This window comes from Brevibacillus formosus, from assembly GCF_003013405.1.
Taxonomy (GTDB): domain Bacteria; phylum Bacillota; class Bacilli; order Brevibacillales; family Brevibacillaceae; genus Brevibacillus; species Brevibacillus formosus.
This window is the reverse complement of the sequence record NZ_PXZL01000013.1, coordinates 516,531-535,093: the sequence shown is the minus strand read 5'-3', so window position 1 is coordinate 535,093 and position 18,563 is coordinate 516,531. Positions and strand designations below refer to the sequence as shown.

The window sequence follows — 18,563 nt, the reverse complement described above, 5'->3', positions numbered from 1 at the left end:
TTGAAAATCATTTTCATTATATATGGATTTGACTTTTATATCGATGTTTTATTGGAATTTTTTTCTTCACGGAGCACATTGGCAGAAAAAACGGTTCGAACCTCCTTATCCATCAAGGAATGCGAGGCTCGAACCTGAATGTCACTTAGCGTAAATCTTGATAAGCAGGCACCCCACCCGCCCCTTTGGCAGAGAGGATCGCATTGACAACCGCTTCCGCCAGCACTTCGACACTCAGCGTCCCGACGAGATTGACCGAAGCCTCCACGCCCCCTGTGGCGATGGCAAAAATCGTATCTCCATCACTCATCGTGTGAACCGGATGAATCGTTTTGGCGAGTCCATTATGCGCCATTTGCGCGACTTTATTCGCTTGTACTTTGTTCAAATTCGCGTTGCTCGCAACCACTGCGATGGTAGTGTTTGTCCCTGCCGGAACCGGGGGAGTTGCCGCATCGATCATCCATGACAGGCTTTCGCGGATCTTGCCATCCTCTCCCCTTGCTCCTGCCAAAATTTCTCCTGTGGAGGGTAACCGCACTTCTCCGACGGCATTCACCGCTACGATTGCACCTACGACGAGACCATTTGGCAGACGGCGAGAAGCTGTTCCAAGCCCACCCTTCATTGCTCGCTTCATCCCCGCCATTTTTCCAACTGTCGCACCCGTCCCTGCCCCGACATTGCCTTGCTGGACTGGCTGTTTGCTGGCAAGACGTGCTGCCTCGTAGCCCATTTGTTGATCCGGACGGATTTTGGCACTGCCGATCGATAAATCAAAAATAACCGCAGCCGGAATGATCGGGACGACGCCCACTCCGACGTTGTAGCCTTGTCCCTGTTCTTCCATATAACGCATGACACCGCTTGCGGCATCCAATCCATAAGCACTGCCCCCTGTTAAAACGACTGCATTGACCTCCTGGACAGAATTGATCGGATTCAACAAATCCGTTTCTCGTGTCCCAGGTGCAGAACCTCGTACATCTACCCCGCATGCTGATCCTTTTTCCAGAACAATCACTGTACAGCCAGTCAAGGCCTCCTCATTTTGGACTTGTCCGACTTTGACTCCCGGAACATCGACAATCGTACCACTTGCAAGCTTTGGCATTCGGGGTGAGCCGTTTTTCGACGAGCTTCCTTCTTCTATCGCTGGCTCCTGTCCAATAGCAGTTCCAAGCGTCAGGAGAGAAGCAGGTACGGCTGCCGCCAATCCTAGCATGGCTGTTTTTTGGAGGAATTTCCGCCTGGTTACGGATGGTTTCACTAGCAATTCTTCATGCTTCTCTTGTACTTGCTTCGCATCCTTCCAATCCTTGGCCATCGTCGTATCCACCCTTCATCATAAAAGTTAAATTATTTTTTGAAATTTCAGACTTATTTTTTATCATAACTTGTTTCAGCGACCCGCTCAATTCCCCTCTGCACTTTTGGTCGGAAAGTCGTATATCTTTTTGCCTTTTTACAGTTTCCTTTAAAAAAAGAATGGCGAAGATGAAGCCTTTTTACTATAATGAAAAACTGTGAAAAACGGCCCCGACTTTTCTGAAAGGGGAAAGTCACTATACGATACAGAAATGAGGAACATATTTGAACCTTCAACAACTAAAAATGGAATGGTTTTCTAACGTACGTGCGGACGTACTGGCAGGTATTACGGTTGCACTTGCCCTGATTCCAGAAGCCATCGCTTTTTCTATTATTGCCGGTGTCGATCCAATGGTTGGATTGTACGCTTCCTTTTGCATCGCAGTCATCATTGCGTTTGTCGGAGGAAGACCAGGCATGATTTCGGCAGCTACTGGTGCTATGGCATTATTAATGATTACTCTGGTCAAGGAGCATGGCATCGAGTATTTATTTGCGGCGACTGTTCTGACCGGTATTTTGCAAGTGATACTGGGGGCCTGTAAAATCGGCAGGCTGATGACCTTTGTCCCTCATACCGTTGTGATTGGTTTCGTCAATGCGTTGGCTATTCTCATCTTTATGGCTCAGCTTCCCCATTTCATTGGGGCGACCTGGGTAATGTACGTCATGCTGGCTGGAACGCTTGCGATCATTTATTTGTTGCCGCGTCTCACCAAAGCAGTCCCTTCTGCTCTCGTAGCAATCATTTTCATGACTGTCATTTCCATCTGGGCAGGTCTTGATGTACGAACCGTCGGTGACATGGGTGAAATCACGCGTCAATTGCCAATGTTCCACCTTCCTAGTGTCCCGTTGAACTGGGAAACACTCATGATCATACTGCCTTACTCCTTTCCACTTGCATTGGTCGGGATTCTGGAATCATTGATGACTGCTGCCATTCTTGATGAGATGACAGATACGCGCAGTAACAAAAATACGGAAGTGAAAGGCCAAGGGATCGCCAACATCATCACCGGATTCTTTGGCGGAATGGCTGGTTGTGCCATGATCGGACAGTCCGTTATCAATGTGAAATCAGGTGGGCGTGGCCGCCTGTCCACCTTGGTTGCAGGGATTTTTCTCTTGTTCTTGATCCTGGTGCTTGGGGACGTCGTCAAACAAATCCCGATGGCTGCCCTCGTCGGTGTCATGGTCATGGTATCGATCGGGACATTTAACTGGCAGTCTATACGGGATCTGCGGAAAATTCCTTTTGGGGATGCCATTGTGATGATTACTACGGTGATCGTCGTCGTCGCTACGCACGATTTGGCAAAAGGGGTCATTTCTGGTGTGATCCTGAGTGCAGTCATTTTTGGCTGGAGGATGGCTCGGTTGCATGCCTCCTCCTATGAGAGCGATACGGGCGAAAAAGTGTACACCGTCTCAGGTCAGCTCTTCTTTGGTACCATGACACACTTCGTCGACCAATTTTCCTTTCAGGATGATCCCCAGCAGATTATCATTGACTTTTCTCGTTCCCATGTCTGGGATTTGTCAGCTGTTACGGCTATCTCGAAGGTCGTAGACAAATACAGACAACTGGACAAATTCGTACTCATCACCGGACTTAATGAAGAAAGCAAACGATTGATTGATCGTGTGGGTATAAGTACTCCTGCCGGACATTAATTTGCCGTTTTCAATGAATATCCCCTAACGGATACAAGAGCTCCATCTCTTGTCGTTAGGGGATTTCCTTTTGTGCAAATGAAGTCAAGATTTCCTCTTATTTCATTTTTGCAATAGTCCGATCATATTTCCGAATTGGTCAGCATCATTTTGCAGTGCTAGAATGATCAATAACAATATTCCTGCTTTTTAACTGCAAAGGTTGTGACAGAAAGATGGAATTTTCATGGAAACGTAATTTGATTGTGTTATGGATTGGGGTATTTTTCTGTAGCACCGCCTACTCCATCTCCATCCCTTTTTTGCCCATCTTCCTCCATACTTCACTGGGGGTCAATGAGCATCTGGAGGCCTGGTCCGGCATTTCGTTTGGCATCACTTTTTTAGCAAGTGCACTTATTTCGCCATTTTGGGGCTCTCTTGCGGACAAATATGGACGAAAGCCTATGTTGATTCGTTCTGGATTTAGCCTCGCTTTGTTGTACTTTTTGACGTATTTGATTACGGACCCTTATTTGTTTCTTGTGTTACGGATCTTCCAGGGCTTGCTTGCCGGCTACGTACCTGCCGCCATTGCGTTGGTAGCGACGAATACACCAGAAAAACACGTCGGGTACGCACTGGGGATTATGGCGACTTCGGGAGCAACAGGAGGAATCATCGGTCCGTTGGTTGGCGGTGTCGTCAGTCATGTATGGGGAAACGCGGAAGCATTCATTTTTTCAGGATTTGTCGTGCTCGTAGCAGCAGTGATCGCTACTTTCTTCGTGAAGGAAACGAACTTGAACCGCTCCGGCAGCCGCTCGAGTGTGCGGGAAGATTTGCGCGCTGCGATGGCAAACCGGCCGTTGATGTCGATACTGGGTATGAGCCTGATGGTCACGATTTCCGTTATGCTACTTGAACCTTTACTCACCGTGTACGTCATGCAATTGGGCGCTTCGCAGCAAGACGCTTCCCTCAGCTCCGGCATCATTTTTGCGGCAGTCGGAATCGCGACAGTCATTGCTGCTCCACAATGGGGAAAGCTGGGGTCAAAGGTCGGCTATTCCAAAATCTTGTTTATCGGCTTAATGGGTGGAGCGATCGGAAATTTACTGCAATTTTTCTTCACCAATCTGTATGGATTTGGCATTTTGCGATTTGCGTACGGACTGTTTTTTGCCGCTGTTTATCCATCAATCAACGCCATGATCGTAAAGGTCACGGAACCAGAATTTCGCGGCAGAGCATTTAGCTTGAACCAATCCTCGACGCAGCTCGCGACGATGATGGGGCCGATCATTGGCGGTGTTCTCGGGGGACTCATCCCGATTCGCTACGTATTTATCATCAATGGTATTGCGCTGTTGATTACTGCCATCATGATTCGATCCATACGATCACAATTGGCCGGACAGCCGTTGAAGCAGCAAACAACGGAGCGTCAGCTAGCTACGAAGTAACGAGAGTAGCTTGATCACATGCGAAAACTCCCTCTCAAGCGTACAGGTGAGCACCTGACGATGACAGAAGGGAGTTTTTTCACGTCATCCCCGCCTTTTCTTCTACGATTGCATTCGCTACAATGGTAGGTATCGAAAGGATGAGCAGAAGATTCTGACAACAAAAAGTCAAATTACATACGCCATGAAACGACCCGTATATTCCGATTTGACGAGACCACTTATTTTGTCTGGGGAAAGGGGAATACGTACATGTCGGGGAAAACCGTGATCTTGCTTGTTCTGATCATTATTGGACTGATCTGTGTCAATCTGTTTGTCTCCAACGGTTTCATTCGCCTGCTTGCTATCGCAGGAATCTTAGGGATTACCTTTGTTCTACAAGGGGCCGTGATTCGAAAGAGATGAAGCGAGCGGTTACCAGCGAAGGCGGTCTAGACCGTCACACTGGCTTTTTCATGAAAAACAGCAGCGGGCTCGGTTGAAAACGCTACTCCTTGCCCGCCATTGTTCCATTTGCGCAACTTACTCGTGCTCTTTCCCCTCTCATGAATGGACGAGTACAATTTTGCCACGCACTCTACCCGTTTGACTAAAGAGATGCGCATCTCGAACCCCTTCAATGGTCAAGGGATATATCTTTGTCAAGCAAGGCTTTACGCGTTTGGCTTCCACTAGCTCACGGATATGATTCATGTTTGCCCTATCTGGACGCGTAAACACAAAACTAACATCCAGCTCTCGTTCTTTCTCAACCGCATCAGCGAACGAAGGTTTCCTGGCATCACGCTCGCTGATAATCGTTGCCACTCTTCCTTGCCGCTTCATAAATTTTAAAGCTTCACCGTATGCTTCGCCACCCAACGTATCCAGCATGAATGTAAATTGTGTAGAGGTATGAAGTGATCCCTGATCATACACGATGACTTCATCTGCTCCCAGCTCGCGGACATAATCGCTGTTTTTGGAGCTGGTTGTCGTCGCCACATAGGCACCTAGCGCTTTTGCTAGCTGAATCGCCATGGAACCGATCCCACCGCTTCCCCCCAACACCAAGACTTTATCTCCCGCTTGTACGTTGCCTACCTCCACCAATGCCTGCCAAACCGTTAGACCGACCAGAGGAAGCGAAGCTGCTTCCGCATACGACAAACCACGTGGCATCGGGGCTACGATATTCGCTGGAACGACAATTTCATCTGCGTATGTCCCTTCTCTTTCCAGCTCTGGACGAAAGAAGACATCATCCCCGATTTGAAAATCCTGCACATGCGTACCGACAGCCGTTACCGTGCCCGCCGCATCCCACCCTAAAATAAGTGGCAGTTCAAAAGGAAAATCTGCTTGCAACAGTCCTTCCCGCACCTTCCAATCCACAGGATTTACTCCGCTCGCTTTTATGGAAATGAGTAGATCGTCCGGCCCGATCGGCTTTGTTGGCAGTTCAATTTCTGTTAGCTGTTGGATGTCGCCGTATTGCTTAATGCCAATTCCTCTCATAGAACCTCCCCTTTTCATTCGGCTATTTTTCGCAATTGGTTTTCGATGTGACTCTCTCCCCATTCACACATGATATCCAGAACCTTCGACAGTGTCTTGCCGTACTCCGTCAAGTCATACTCGACGCGTGGGGGAACCTGCTGATACACATTGCGGGAAATGATATTGTCCGCTTCCAATTCTCGCAGCTGCTGCGTTAACATTTTTTGCGTGATGGCAGGCATTGCGCGTTTCAATTCGCTTGTCCGCTTTGTCCCTTTTGCCAACAAACAGAGAATTACTACTTTCCATTTCCCCCCGATAACTTCCAATGTTGCCTCTACAGGGATATTGTATTTTTCCATGTCCTCCCCTCCTCATACGAAGATGTGCTCAAACTCGCTCCGGTGCGTCGATATGGGCCGGGAAATAAGGCAATACTTCTTGTCCAAGCTCATCGATGACCTCGTCAATGGGACGCTGGCTAGGGAACAGGGCAAAGAACAAATGATTGACGCCGATCTCTTGATACAGGGCCAGCAGTTCTACAAGCATTTTTCTACCGACTCGGTACCCTAATCGAATTGGCGTGACCGACTCATCCCGATTTTCCGCAAGATCCAGGTGTAGAGGCTGAATAAACGGCTTGAATACACCTGGGTGATATTTCTGGACAAGCTCTCTCCATTCTTGGATGGCGTGTGCTTGGTTGTATGGGTCACGTGGATAATAAATCCAGCCATCTCCGTTTTGCGCAAACCAGTCCATCGTTTGTTGACTGTACCCCGTGATAAAGGTAGGAATGGGCGCAGTCGATTTAGGCACCAGATTCGCTCCATTAATCATACCGTATGGAGAGTTGATTTTCGGGAAATCCTCTGCCATAACCTTCTGCAAGTAGTCGTAGCCATCGCGAAACAGCTCCGCACGCTGTTCATGCGGCACATTCAATCCATGAAAATCAGCCCGTCTGTCTCCAGAGGAAATCCCCATCATCAGACGTTGGGGAAACAAATTTTCAATGGTCGCTGTCTCTTTTGCCACTCGCAACGGATGCCGCAGTGGAAGCACGATGCTCGAGGTACCGAAAGCGATTTTTTTGGTTTTCGCAGCCAAATAGGTTAAATAAATCATCATGTCATAAATTTGCCCCGTTGCAGGGTCACCAAAAGCGGGGTCCTGCAAAATCACATCGCGCAGCCAGATACCAGTAAAGCCGTAGTCTTCTGCCGCTTGGACAAGTTCAACCTGGCGCTCCATTGTCGGTGGTTCCCATTCGTATGCCTCCAGCGGAATGTGAAATCCTAACGTCATTTTTCCTTCTTTGAACATTCGCTGAAAACCATAGTGACCGGCGAATTTGCTCAACGCTGCTCTCTCCTTACGTGATGGATTTGGGAAACCAACGGCGGACACATGCTTTGATCCGCATCCGCCGTCTTTGTTCGATTAACGACGAGTTTTTTCCAGCTTGCTGCTGATTACCGTGAGTAAGGCTGCACCTAACACCATCACTCCGCCGACCCATGGAGTATGAATCAGTCCAATGGTATCGACGATGATTCCTCCCACGAACGCTCCAATCGCAATGCCGAGATTGAATGCCGCAATGTTAATGGCAGAAGCTACATCAACAGCACTTGGCACGTATTTTTCAGCCAACTGCACGACATATACTTGTAAGCCCGGTACGTTCATAAAGGCCAAGAGGCCCATCAGCATAATCGTGAGGGTTCCCACCCATTTGAAAGGCGCAGTAAACGTGAGAATGACCAGAATGATCGCCTGAATGATAAACATCCAGCGCAGCGCTTTTACTGGATTCTTGTCGGCCGCTTTTCCTCCGACCGTATTTCCAATCGCTACTGCAATCCCATAGACGAGAAGAATCAGACTGACGGCACTCGCCTGATAACCTGTAATTTCTTCCAGAATCGGACCTAAGAACGTAAAGGTTACGAAGGTACCTCCGTAGCCAAGCGCCGTAATTGCAAAGACAAGCAACAGTGGCAAGTTTGTCATTATTTTCACTTGGTCTTTAATAGAAGCAGGCTTGGCTTTTTTCAAATTGCTTGGTACCAGAATCGCTGTCGAGATAAGAGCAATCACGCCAAGAATGGCCACTCCCCAAAAAGTCGCTCTCCATCCAAACATTTGTCCAATAAACGTTCCCAAAGGTACACCTGTAACAGTAGCAACAGTCAGACCTGTAAACATCGTCGCAATCGCACTGGCACGCTTGTTTTCTGGCACCAGATCGGCTGCGATCGTCGAACCGATGGAGAAAAATACCCCATGAGAAAACGCAGTAAAGAAACGGGCAATGATTAATATTGCAAAGCTGCTCGACAAGGCTGCCGCACTGTTTCCGACTACAAAGACAATCATCAAAAGCATAAGCAGCATTTTGCGTGGAATTCGACTTGTGAGTGCTGTAATAATCGGTGCTCCAATAGCTACCCCTAATGCATATCCAGAAATAAGAAGTCCTGCTAAGGTGATGGTTACTTTCAAATCCTGTGCGACTGTAGACAACAAACCGACGATTACGAATTCAGTAGTCCCGATACCAAATGCGCTGATTGCGAGAGCAAGTAAAGCAAGAGTGGAGTTTTTCGCACCGATTGCTTGCTGCTTCTCGTTGGATGTAATAGTGCTCATCTGAGTTGTATCCTCCCTTTATTTTTCTTGCCGTTCACAAAGCAGGGCCCTTACTTATCATGATTGGCGAATATGTTGGTTCTGAATGCTATTATGTCTCATGCCTAACTTGATAGGAAGTACGTACTTTCAAGTATCATAGGCACTAAAAAGTACCTTATAGCCATATTCAAGCAACAAAAAAGCCGGGAAGACTGTCTTCCCGACTCATAACTTATCTTTCTTGCAATGCTATTTTTAATCCCAATAAGATATAAACAGAGCCTACGATCTTGCCACTCCAACGGCCCAGCCAGGAAATTCGCTTCACCAGATGCCCCAGTGGTCTGATGCTGATCGCAATCAACGCGGTGTAAAAGAACCCTAAGATAGCGAAAATCAGCCCCAGGACTAGGAATTGGAAAATGGCTCCCCCACGCTCAGGATGTACAAATTGTGGCAGAAACGCCAGAAAGAACAACGCCGTCTTCGGATTCAGAACTTCTGCGAGGATGGCTTGCCCATACGATTGCAGCGGTGGCAACGGTGTTACTTTTGGCAGCTCTGGGTCAACCGGTTTTTCAAGCATGGCCCGAACGCCTAAATAGACCAAGTAAGCCGCTCCCGCAAATTTTACGAGATTGAATGCCCATGCAGATGTCATCAAAATCGCGGATAAACCGACGGCAGCAAAAATCGTATGAATGAAGTCTCCGGTAGCAATGCCCAGCCCAGCCATGATCCCTGCTTTACGTCCTCCCTGAACGGTACGCGTCGCAGTTAACAGGACAGCGGGTCCCGGTATTAAAAAGAGGCCGATCACAACAGCTAAAAATGCCCCCATGGTAGTCCAATCAAACATGTGCTCTCCCTCTTTGTATCGAATATTCAAATTCTCTTTCTATCATAAACGATGTACAGCCAGAACGATACGGTATAGGCTTACTTTTCGCCTTCATGAGCTTGTGACGGAAACAAAATCGTGATGGTCGTTCCCTCCCCCACTCTGCTATCCAATGAGATGATTCCCTTGTGCGCCTCCACGATCCCTTTCACAATCGTCAACCCCAATCCTGCTCCACCGCGTTCTCTTGCTCGCGAGCGATCTCCCCGATAAAAACGCTCGAAGACGTACGGGAGGTCCTTTTGATCGATGCCTGTGCCGCTGTCCTTCACTTGCAACCGGACCATCGGACTCGGCTTGTCTACCGTGACTACGACTTCTCCTCCCGCTGGCGTATGCTTGCAGGCATTCGTCAACAAATTGGCTACGATTTGCGCCAGTCTCTGCCTGTCCCCTTTGATCCAGACAGCGTGATCACCTTTGAAGTGAAATTTCACTTGCTCACGGGCAAACGTAGCACTCATCGACTCGGTGACTTCTTTGACAACTTCACGTAGCTCCACCTCTTCACTGCGCATTTGCAAGGAACCTGACTCCACCTGGATCACCTGATCTAAATCGCGGACGAGACGGCTCAAACGCAGTACCTCAGACCTTGTGCTTTCGAGATTTTTGGGAGTTGCTTCCCAGATGCCGTCGATCATCCCCTCTACTTGCGCCAGCAAGGTATTCAGTGGTGTTCGCAATTCATGGGCAATATCGGAGGTCAGTCGCTTTCGCAGCTCTTCCTGATGCTCGAGACTATGGACCAGGTTGTTAAAAGCAACGACCAATGACGTAACTTCATCCTTGCCACGAGGCTCCGGTACGCGTATGGACAGATTGCCTCGCGCGACTCGTTGCGCTGCGGTGCTCACTTGTACGACTGGACGCACCATGGTCCGAGCGAGCGGTATACTGATGATAATGACCAGGATGAGCAGCACAGCCATCGTCCACATCGTCGTGTTTTTATGGGCCCATTGGAAATGACTTTCCAAGGTCATATAGGCACTCCGATCATCGTGGCTAATCACTAGTTGCCCAATCATGACACCCTTACTGACAAGGGGAATCTTGTCAACACTGTAATTGCTCGGATGGACTGGCCGCTTGCCCCACTCGTTTTTCACTTGTTGCTGCTGATCCAGGAGTATGATATGTAATCCCAAAACCTCAGAAACTGCTTCAAGCTTATGATAGGCTTCCGCTCCCCAGCCCTGATTGTCCTGATACGCCTGGAGTGCGACTCGCGATATTTCTTCGTTATGCTGATTTCTCACTTCATCGGCATACATGGAAAAATGAACATCCATTTCCTTTACGGACAACAACGAGGAAAAAAGAACAGCGCATGCGCCGACTGTCATGATCACAAAGGCAAGCTTTACCCAAATATGCTTCATCGTGGCCTCACTTCTTCATGGGATCGTCAAAGCGATAGCCCAATCCATACACCGTCTTGATATACTCCGGTTGCTTCGGGTCTGCCTCTATCTTTTGGCGAAGATTTTTGATATGCGTATCAATGGTTCGGTCGTATCCCTCGAAATCAAACCCCATTACCTCACGCACGAGCTCCTCCCTGCCCCACGTCCTCCCCGGATAACGGACAAGCGTTGTGAGCAAGCGGTATTCATTTGGCGTAACCTCCAAAGCGACTCCATTTTTCGTGACTCTCTTCTCATTCATCGATATGGTCAAGTCGCCAACTTCAACGAAATCGGAGAGTGTTGAATAATCGCCCGCACGACGCATGACGGCTCGAACACGGGCTACAAGTTCTCTCGGGCTAAAGGGCTTGATTAAATAATCATCAGCGCCAATCGTAAGACCGCGAATTCGATCCGCCTCTCCACTTTTCGCCGTTAGCATCAAAATCGGGACACGCGACTCTTTGCGAATTTGGACGCAGACTTCTTCCCCGCTCAGATCAGGTAGCATCAGATCCAGAATGATACAGGTCAATGAAATCGTCGTGGCCATTTCCACTGCTTCCTTGCCAGTTTGTGCGGTCAGAACATGATAGCCTTCCTTTTGCAGATAGGAGGACAATATTTCTAAGATTTGCGGCTCATCGTCGACTAGCAAAATGGTAGACATGTGAATCCTCCCTACTCCTGTTGTGTTTGATCTTTTCCTTTTTTCCAGAAAAGCAAAAAGACGAGAGCACCTGCTAGCAAGGCAAAGAGCAAGCGAAACTTGTTTTCACGAAATGTTATCAGATCATGGCCAACGAATGTTTCAAATACCATCGACGGCACTTTTCCTAACAAGGTCGCCACAAAAAATTGCGCGAAGGTGATATTCGTCAAAGCCGCGCCCAAATTAATCACACCCGAAGGCATCAACGGATTCAACCGGAGCAAAACAACGGCAAGACATTTGCGAAAACTCGTCGTTCCATTGATGGCATGTACCCATTTGAATGATTTCAGCTTTTCGAGCCGATCTGCTTTTTTGATCGTGTAGCGATAAAGGAAAAAGGCGATGCAAGCACCCGCTACCTCTCCCGTTAAGGAAATCAAGAACCCTCCGTACAAGCCAAACACGACTGCGTTCGCACCCGATAAAAAAATGGACGGCAATACACCTGCCACACTGATCACGATGTTCAATAAAATACTGCCGATAATCCCCAGCATCCCCAAAGAACGAATCCATTCTGCCAGGGCTTCTACATTCGTTATCCAATCCATCCGTCTGTATGACTCCCCTCTGCCACTCTCTCTAGAGTAAACGAAACTTGTGAAGAAATCATGGAAAAAAGCAAAACAGTCGTAGCCTGATCGACTACGACTGCTTGTATGATTGGATGCACCATTATTCTTCAGCGATCGCGATGTACAAATCCACTTGTGCGTTGTTGGGATCAGCGCAGCGCACTCCGTCATATCGCTCGAAATCTCCAGTAAATGTCCGCTTGTTCCCCGGTTGATGGGACCACTCCCACACCTTCGCCCACGCTTCCGTCACAACCTCTACTATCGGGCCTACGCGAGTCGTAAATACGGCATAGGTAGCAGCAGGCAGATCCTTGACTGTGAGCTCAGCAGGAAGCTCACCGTTCTTTTCTACCTCGGTTCCTACTAACATGGAGTACTCGCCGGTCTCATCACTCTCGTAATCGGAGTACACCCCTAGAACAACACCCGGTTCTTTTTGATGGGGAGTTTTGAAAGGATGCTCTTCTTGATAATAGCGCTGCCACAGTCCCCCAATTTTCCCATTCGGTCCGCATTCCGCCTCATTCGTTGTCCGAATTTGCAAGCCAGCTACACGAATTTCATCCAGTTTGACAATCGTTGGGTTCATCATTAACCACGCTCCTGTAAGAGTTTGTTTACATGACTTAGTATAACGACCATACCCTGACAACTATCTGTCAACGTTCTACCGTTTATTCATAAAGTTTCGCCATTCTTTTTACCGTATCCCCAATTCTCTGCCTCACATGCGCAGGCTCATGTACACACAGGGCATCGCCAAAGCTAAGCAGCATCCCGTTTAACCATTCATCGTCTGTCATCATCGTTCGTACCAACAATGAACCATCCTGCTGGGTCTCTATTGCTTCTGGCGCAAACATATCCCGTACCCTTACATGTACACGCGGCGCAAATTCGAGGACAAGAGAAATGCGCTCTGCTGTATCCCATTCTTCGAGCCATTCCAGTTTATCTATTTGATAGGGACGAGCCAAAAACTCCTCTGCCAGCACAGACATGTCTGCAATCCGCGATAAGCGAAACAGACGATCCTCCTGGCGCTGTAAACAATAGCCATACACGTACCACACATAACCTTTGATAATTAGTGTGACAGGCTCAATGGTGCGCTCTGTCGCATCGCCTTGTATTTTCGTATAAATGATCCGCACACGAAGTCTTTTCTCGATGGCTTCCCGCAGCTTATTTACTTTCTCGGCGATTGCCGGTGTACTTCCCCATGGATTGAAGTCATAAACAACGGGATGTGCACTTCCTTGCAAAGAGGATGGTGCAGTGGTGAGCAACGCTTTTATTTTTTCCAGAAGCTGTCCGATTTGCTTATCGTCTGTAGAGGAATGAACCCCTTTTAGCGCTGCAATCACCGCGACTAGCTCGTCCAGGGATAAGTATTGCCGATCGATCGTAAAATTCTCCATGATCTCGTATCCGCCGCTTGCCCCAGGGTACGCTACGATCGGAATTCCGGCTGCATTAATGGTTTCCAAATCCCGATAGACTGTACGCAAGGATACTTCAAAGTGATCGGATAGTTCACGAGCGCTCACACGACGTTTATTCAACAGCATGATGACAATAGCGAGTAGCCGTTCTACCTTCATGATCGCCTCCACTTTTCTTTTGAGTCAACATAGTGGTGGAGAAGAAAAAGCACAGGTCTCTTCGACTCTGACACGCCAACTGGGGGGATTGACTGGACGTCCCCACTTCAAAAAGGGGACCGTCGAGCCAAAGCCACCCTACGGGCGGAAGTTTCTCAAAGGAGATGTGTTCGACGAGCGTGGTCCCCTTTTTGAAGTTCCGACTGGGTAGGCGTTGTCAAGGTCTGCGAGCCCTGTGCTTTTTCTTCTCGCCAGCTTTATTGGTTCTTCGATACCTTTAAAAATTTGAAGATCATTCGGTATGATTGATCATACAAAAAAGGAATCTGCAGCCAAAACGTGCTGCACATTCCCTTTTTGCCTTGCTTCATTCAAAGCTATACGCCCATACGTCTGCGTTGATTGTTTGGTTTTTTGGTGAGCTGGCTTTTCATCGTTTGGTTTTTCGCCTTTTGATTCAGTGGGTTATTGGCCTGTGCTTGCGCTTGTTTTTTCTCCGCCAATTTGCGCTTCATCGCCTCTTGCAGGCTGATTTTCCCAGGCTTTTGCTCAGTGGTTTCTTTTTCGTTTTGGTTTGGCTCCGTCATGCGTAGCAACTCCTCATAGAAATTGGTTATCTTCTATGTATTCTAGTGCAAGACAGGAGGAAGCGCCAGTGGGAATCTACCCGTTAATCGCCCGAAGCTGTGATAATTTTACACCACTCGCTTGGTACTTCAAAATTTCCTCCAAAAGCTCTGCAAGGTAAGCACCTGCCTCAATCGGTAGCGTGCCACCCTTATGAATATTAGAAATAACCGTACGATCCGATTCTACCGTATTGGCATCCGGTTTGTAAATCATGTAAGCACTGAGACTTTCTGCCGTCGCAAGCCCCGGTCTTTCCCCAATTAAGGAAATGACGACCTTGCAATTGACAATGGACGCGACCTGATCCTGAATCCAAACGCGGCCTCTGTGAATAAACACTGGCTTCCCGACACTGATGTTTCGCATGGACAATCCCTGCATCAAGGCAGGCAAGAGGTCTGGAATGGTCGCCTCACATGCAGAGGTGCTCAGTCCGTCCGATATGATGATTTGCACGTCTTTGTTTTTATCCCCATTCTGCTCCAGCCAGCGAACAGACTCATCTGATAGCATCCGACCGGAGTCGAGGTTCATTAAATACTCCTCCATGCTCGTCGCTCTTGAATGGAGGACAGGTAACTGCAGGCTCTCGATCAGCTCTGGACTGATGGTTTTCATGACCGCATCGCGTGCTGCTGCCTGATCAATCCGAAATTGGAGGTAGCTTCCCGTCTTCATCCGGGTACCCGCCCGCCCGATTCCGATGCGAGCTGGCGTTCTTTTCATCGCCAGCTCCAATGCTTCTGGATTGTTTGGGTTCTTGACTCCGCATTGCTTTTGCTCAGGAAAATGAATAACTCCATGACCTTTTTTGGACAGCTCATCGATTACGCGCTGGACGAGATCCTCCATATTGATCTGTTTCATCTTGCTTCCCTCCCCACTCGTTAGTCAAAAATGGTTAAATCGCCTGCACGCTCTGTCAAACGACCATTTTCCATAATGCCCATTTTTTCCAACCATTTCTCGAATTCCCGGAGAGGTCGCAGTCCCAAAAGCTCGCGGTAGCTGGCGTCATCGTGGTAGCTCGTGTCCTGGTAACTGAGCATGACATCGTCCCCACCAGGTACGCCCATATAAAAATTCGCCCCTGCCAAGGTCGTCAGCATCCCTGCAATCTCCTGGTCATTCTGATCCGCATACATATGATTCGTATAAGTCGGAGCGATTCCCATCGGCAAACCATGCAGCTTGCCCATGAATAAGTCCTCCAGATCGGCACGAATCATCTGTCTGCCATCATAAAGTGTTTCTGGCCCGATAAAGCCTGAGACGTTATTGACCATAAACGGCTTCCAGTGACGGCAAAAACCGTACGTACGCGCTTCCAGCGTCTGCATATCGACGCCTTCATGAGAGTCCAGCGACACTTCGGAGCCTTGCCCTGTCTCAAAATACATGACGTTTGGTCCCGACGCTGTGCCTTTTCGAAGCATCAAATCCATTGCCTCATCCAAAATCTCTTTGTTTACCCCGAACGCATCATTCGCGCGTTGGGAACCTGCCAGACTTTGGAACATCAGAGAAATGGGCGCTCCGCCGCGAAGAGCCTGCATCTGTGTCGTGATGTGAGCCAGTACGCAGTTTTGCGTAGGGATTTCCCACTTTTGCATGAAATCATGTGTCATTTTCAAGAGCTTGGTAACGCTTTCAACAGAGTCATTATTAGGGTTAATTCCGATGACAGCGTCGCCTGATCCATAGGACAAGCCTTCCTTCATCGAAGCCAAAATGCCATCGGGATCATCGATCGGGTGATTTGGCTGGCAGCGGAACGCCAGTCTTCCCGGCTCGCCTATCAGTGTGTTGCAATAGGCTTGATGCTTCATTTTTTGTGAAGCCATGACCAAGTCAATGCTGGACATCAGTTTGGCCGTAGCGGAAATCATTTCGCTGGTCAGCCCGCGACTAATTCGTGTCAGCTCAGGCATTCCTGTGGAAAACGACAAGATGTACTCCCGTAGTTCCCCTACTGTCCAATTTTTAATCTCATCGTAAATAGAGAGATTGATATCATCATAAATGATCCGCGTCACTTCGTCTTTTTCGTATGGAATGACTGGATTTTCATATATATCACGAAGTTGCATTTCGCTTAATACGACTTTCGCCGCCATCCGCTCCAGTGCGGAATTGGCTGCTAATTTACTCATGTGATCGCCAGACTTTTCTTCACTCGCTTTTGCCAATACATCACGAACCGAAGTAAACTGGTAATGCTGTTTACGTACCACGCAAGCCAATTTCATCTCTAGCTTCACTCACTTTCTTTTCAACTTTCCGTAAACTCTATCTCATGGAACGAAAAAAGCGCTTCGAAACATAAGACGAATTGCTCGCCTTGGTCCAAGCGCCGTTGCTCTTCATACGATTCACTTTTTTGCGTTCATTGTTTGCCCGTAAGCACGAACTCCACTGCCGGTAGCAGTTCTTCCTCCATGACGGGTTTGACCAGATAGGCACATATCCCTTTCGCTTTGGCTTGCATGACCATGTCCTTTTGACTGTAAGCAGTCAAGAGAAGGATAGCCGCGTCCGAATGCTTTCGGATAATCCCAGTCGCTGTCAAACCGTCCATAATTGGCATTTTCACATCCATAATAATGAGATGCGGGTTCCACTCTTGCGTCAATCGAACGGCCTCTTTGCCGTTTTTTCCTTCAGCTACGACGTTATATCCCTGCTCTTGCAACATCTCGACCAGGTCCATACGCGTTATGGGGTCGTCGTCTATGATGATAACTCGATAATGCTGACGCAAAACTCCACCTCCCGATCACCAGTGAACGGACGTGCCAACTACTCATCATTCAATACGCCAACCGACGCCGTTGTCGGTTTCTTGCCTATTTTTGAATACGTTTATTATATCTATATTTTCAGGCTAATTCCAGCTTAAATCCTGTCCACCCTTCGCCCTCGTTACTTCATAGTGAAGGAACGAGAAAAAATCAATGTACGATTTTCGGCTGCAGCCATTTTTGGTGAGCGATAAAATGAAAACATAAAAACGGAGGGGGAAACAAATGATAACGGCCGAGATGAAGTCCGAGTATTATCAGGCGTTACTGGATAAAAATTCAGAATACGAAGGTGTCTTTTTCGTTGGAGTCAAGACAACTGGCGTATTCTGTCGCCCGACATGTCCAGCAAGAAAACCTAAGTTTATGAATTGTGAGTTTTTTGATCATGCCAAACAAGCACTCCTGGCTTCATTCCGGCCCTGCCAACGCTGCCGTCCACTTTCACATCCCAATCATGTCTCAGAGCTCGTGCGTCTGCTAGTAAACGCGATAGAAGAAAACCCCGAGCAGCGCTGGACGGAAAAAGACTTTCAAAGATTATCCGTGGATGCTGCAACAGCGAGACGCCAATTCAAAAAGCGTTTTGGCATGACGTTCGTCGAATATGCAAGGGCGCGGCGTATGGGGATTGCACTAAAAGAAATCAGAGAAGGAAAAGCCATCATCGATGCCCAACTATCCACCGGTTACGAGTCCAGCAGTGGTTTTCGAGACGCATTTTCACGAATTATGGGGGCAGCACCTACTCTTCTTGGAGACCATCATATCTTAAAGGCATCGTGGCTGGATACGCGACTCGGTCCCATGATAGCTATCGCAGATGAAGAAGCGCTATATCTACTTGAATTCATTGACCGCCGCGGCTTGGAACGAGAAGTTGAACGTCTTAGACAAAGAACGAGGTCAGCGATTATCCCTGGTTCCACAGCGCCAATCCGTTCGATTGAACGTGAGTTAGAAAAGTATTTTGACGGAAAGCTAACACAATTTGCAACGCCTTTGTTTTTGTGCGGATCCCCTTTTCAAAGAATGGTCTGGGAGCATTTGCAAACGATTCCTCCAGGTCAAACTTCATCCTATTCCGAGGTTGCAGCAGCTATTGGGAACCCAAGTGCCTTTCGTGCTGTCGCGCAAGCAAATGGTGCGAACCAGTTAGCGATTGTCATTCCTTGTCACCGGGTCATCAACTCCAATGGTGAATTAGGAGGTTACGGAGGAGGACTTTCATGCAAACGCTGGCTGCTTCATCATGAAAAAGAAACATCCCTCCCCATTTGACTCGGATTCGTGAAATATTTGGAAAA

At 48.1% G+C, this 18,563-nt stretch carries 19 protein-coding genes; 4 read left to right on the top strand and 15 right to left on the bottom strand.

The window, feature by feature from the left end; all coding sequences use genetic code 11:
• Positions 1–145: 145 nt before the first annotated feature.
• The gene (locus C7R91_RS15260; RefSeq protein ID WP_106786202.1) at positions 146–1,327 is read right to left on the bottom strand and encodes a P1 family peptidase; all 1,182 of its coding nucleotides are present in this window, start codon (positions 1,325–1,327) and stop codon (positions 146–148) included.
• Between the two features lie 266 nt (positions 1,328–1,593).
• Between C7R91_RS15260 and C7R91_RS15255 the strand changes: the two genes are divergently transcribed.
• From C7R91_RS15255 to C7R91_RS29385, 3 genes are all read left to right on the top strand, one after another.
• A complete protein-coding gene (locus C7R91_RS15255) occupies positions 1,594–3,048 on the top strand; it encodes a SulP family inorganic anion transporter (RefSeq protein WP_236697832.1) in 1,455 nt (484 codons plus the stop codon).
• Positions 3,049–3,263: 215 nt separating this feature from the next.
• Entirely contained in the window at positions 3,264–4,493 is a 1,230-nt protein-coding gene (locus C7R91_RS15250; protein ID WP_047069136.1) for an MFS transporter, read from the top strand.
• A gap of 252 nt (positions 4,494–4,745) precedes the next feature.
• A complete protein-coding gene (locus C7R91_RS29385) occupies positions 4,746–4,901 on the top strand; it encodes a hypothetical protein (protein ID WP_162837747.1) in 156 nt (51 codons plus the stop codon).
• A gap of 138 nt (positions 4,902–5,039) precedes the next feature.
• Here C7R91_RS29385 and C7R91_RS15245 read toward each other — a convergent pair whose 3' ends face one another.
• From C7R91_RS15245 to C7R91_RS15175, 14 genes are all read right to left on the bottom strand, one after another.
• Positions 5,040–5,993: an NADP-dependent oxidoreductase gene (locus tag C7R91_RS15245; protein WP_047069134.1), complete on the bottom strand. Its 954-nt coding sequence runs from the start codon at positions 5,991–5,993 to the stop codon at positions 5,040–5,042.
• Between the two features lie 14 nt (positions 5,994–6,007).
• Entirely contained in the window at positions 6,008–6,337 is a 330-nt protein-coding gene (locus C7R91_RS15240; RefSeq protein WP_047069132.1) for a winged helix-turn-helix transcriptional regulator, read from the bottom strand.
• Positions 6,338–6,365: 28 nt separating this feature from the next.
• Entirely contained in the window at positions 6,366–7,340 is a 975-nt protein-coding gene (locus tag C7R91_RS15235) for an LLM class oxidoreductase (protein WP_047069130.1), read from the bottom strand.
• A gap of 81 nt (positions 7,341–7,421) precedes the next feature.
• A complete protein-coding gene (locus tag C7R91_RS15230; RefSeq protein ID WP_047069129.1) occupies positions 7,422–8,633 on the bottom strand; it encodes an MFS transporter in 1,212 nt (403 codons plus the stop codon).
• 214 nt (positions 8,634–8,847) lie between these two features.
• The gene (locus tag C7R91_RS15225) at positions 8,848–9,474 is read right to left on the bottom strand and encodes a LysE family translocator (protein ID WP_047069128.1); all 627 of its coding nucleotides are present in this window, start codon (positions 9,472–9,474) and stop codon (positions 8,848–8,850) included.
• 80 nt (positions 9,475–9,554) lie between these two features.
• On the bottom strand, positions 9,555–10,901 hold the full coding sequence (locus C7R91_RS15220) for a HAMP domain-containing sensor histidine kinase (RefSeq protein ID WP_047069127.1): 1,347 nt from the start codon (positions 10,899–10,901) through the stop codon (positions 9,555–9,557).
• 7 nt (positions 10,902–10,908) lie between these two features.
• Positions 10,909–11,598 carry a response regulator transcription factor gene (locus tag C7R91_RS15215; protein ID WP_015890914.1) on the bottom strand — a complete coding sequence of 230 codons (690 nt, stop codon included), beginning with the start codon at positions 11,596–11,598 and terminating at the stop codon, positions 10,909–10,911.
• 11 nt (positions 11,599–11,609) lie between these two features.
• Positions 11,610–12,194, bottom strand: coding sequence for a TVP38/TMEM64 family protein (locus C7R91_RS15210; protein ID WP_047069126.1), 585 nt, complete (start codon positions 12,192–12,194; stop codon positions 11,610–11,612).
• 124 nt (positions 12,195–12,318) lie between these two features.
• Positions 12,319–12,813: a GyrI-like domain-containing protein gene (locus tag C7R91_RS15205; RefSeq protein ID WP_047069125.1), complete on the bottom strand. Its 495-nt coding sequence runs from the start codon at positions 12,811–12,813 to the stop codon at positions 12,319–12,321.
• 82 nt (positions 12,814–12,895) lie between these two features.
• On the bottom strand, positions 12,896–13,825 hold the full coding sequence (locus tag C7R91_RS15200) for a helix-turn-helix transcriptional regulator (protein ID WP_047069124.1): 930 nt from the start codon (positions 13,823–13,825) through the stop codon (positions 12,896–12,898).
• Between the two features lie 377 nt (positions 13,826–14,202).
• On the bottom strand, positions 14,203–14,412 hold the full coding sequence (locus tag C7R91_RS15190) for a hypothetical protein (protein WP_047069123.1): 210 nt from the start codon (positions 14,410–14,412) through the stop codon (positions 14,203–14,205).
• Between the two features lie 76 nt (positions 14,413–14,488).
• Positions 14,489–15,322, bottom strand: a complete 834-nt coding sequence (eutC, locus tag C7R91_RS15185; RefSeq protein ID WP_047069122.1) for an ethanolamine ammonia-lyase subunit EutC — start codon at positions 15,320–15,322, stop codon at positions 14,489–14,491.
• A 20-nt stretch (positions 15,323–15,342) separates the two neighbouring features.
• Positions 15,343–16,704 carry an ethanolamine ammonia-lyase subunit EutB gene (locus C7R91_RS15180; RefSeq protein WP_047069121.1) on the bottom strand — a complete coding sequence of 454 codons (1,362 nt, stop codon included), beginning with the start codon at positions 16,702–16,704 and terminating at the stop codon, positions 15,343–15,345.
• Positions 16,705–16,841: 137 nt separating this feature from the next.
• Positions 16,842–17,216, bottom strand: a complete 375-nt coding sequence (locus C7R91_RS15175; protein ID WP_047069120.1) for a response regulator — start codon at positions 17,214–17,216, stop codon at positions 16,842–16,844.
• A 265-nt stretch (positions 17,217–17,481) separates the two neighbouring features.
• On the opposite strand from C7R91_RS15175, the gene C7R91_RS15170 reads away from it, so the two are divergent.
• On the top strand, positions 17,482–18,537 hold the full coding sequence (locus C7R91_RS15170) for a bifunctional transcriptional activator/DNA repair enzyme AdaA (protein ID WP_047069119.1): 1,056 nt from the start codon (positions 17,482–17,484) through the stop codon (positions 18,535–18,537).
• Positions 18,538–18,563: the final 26 nt, after the last annotated feature.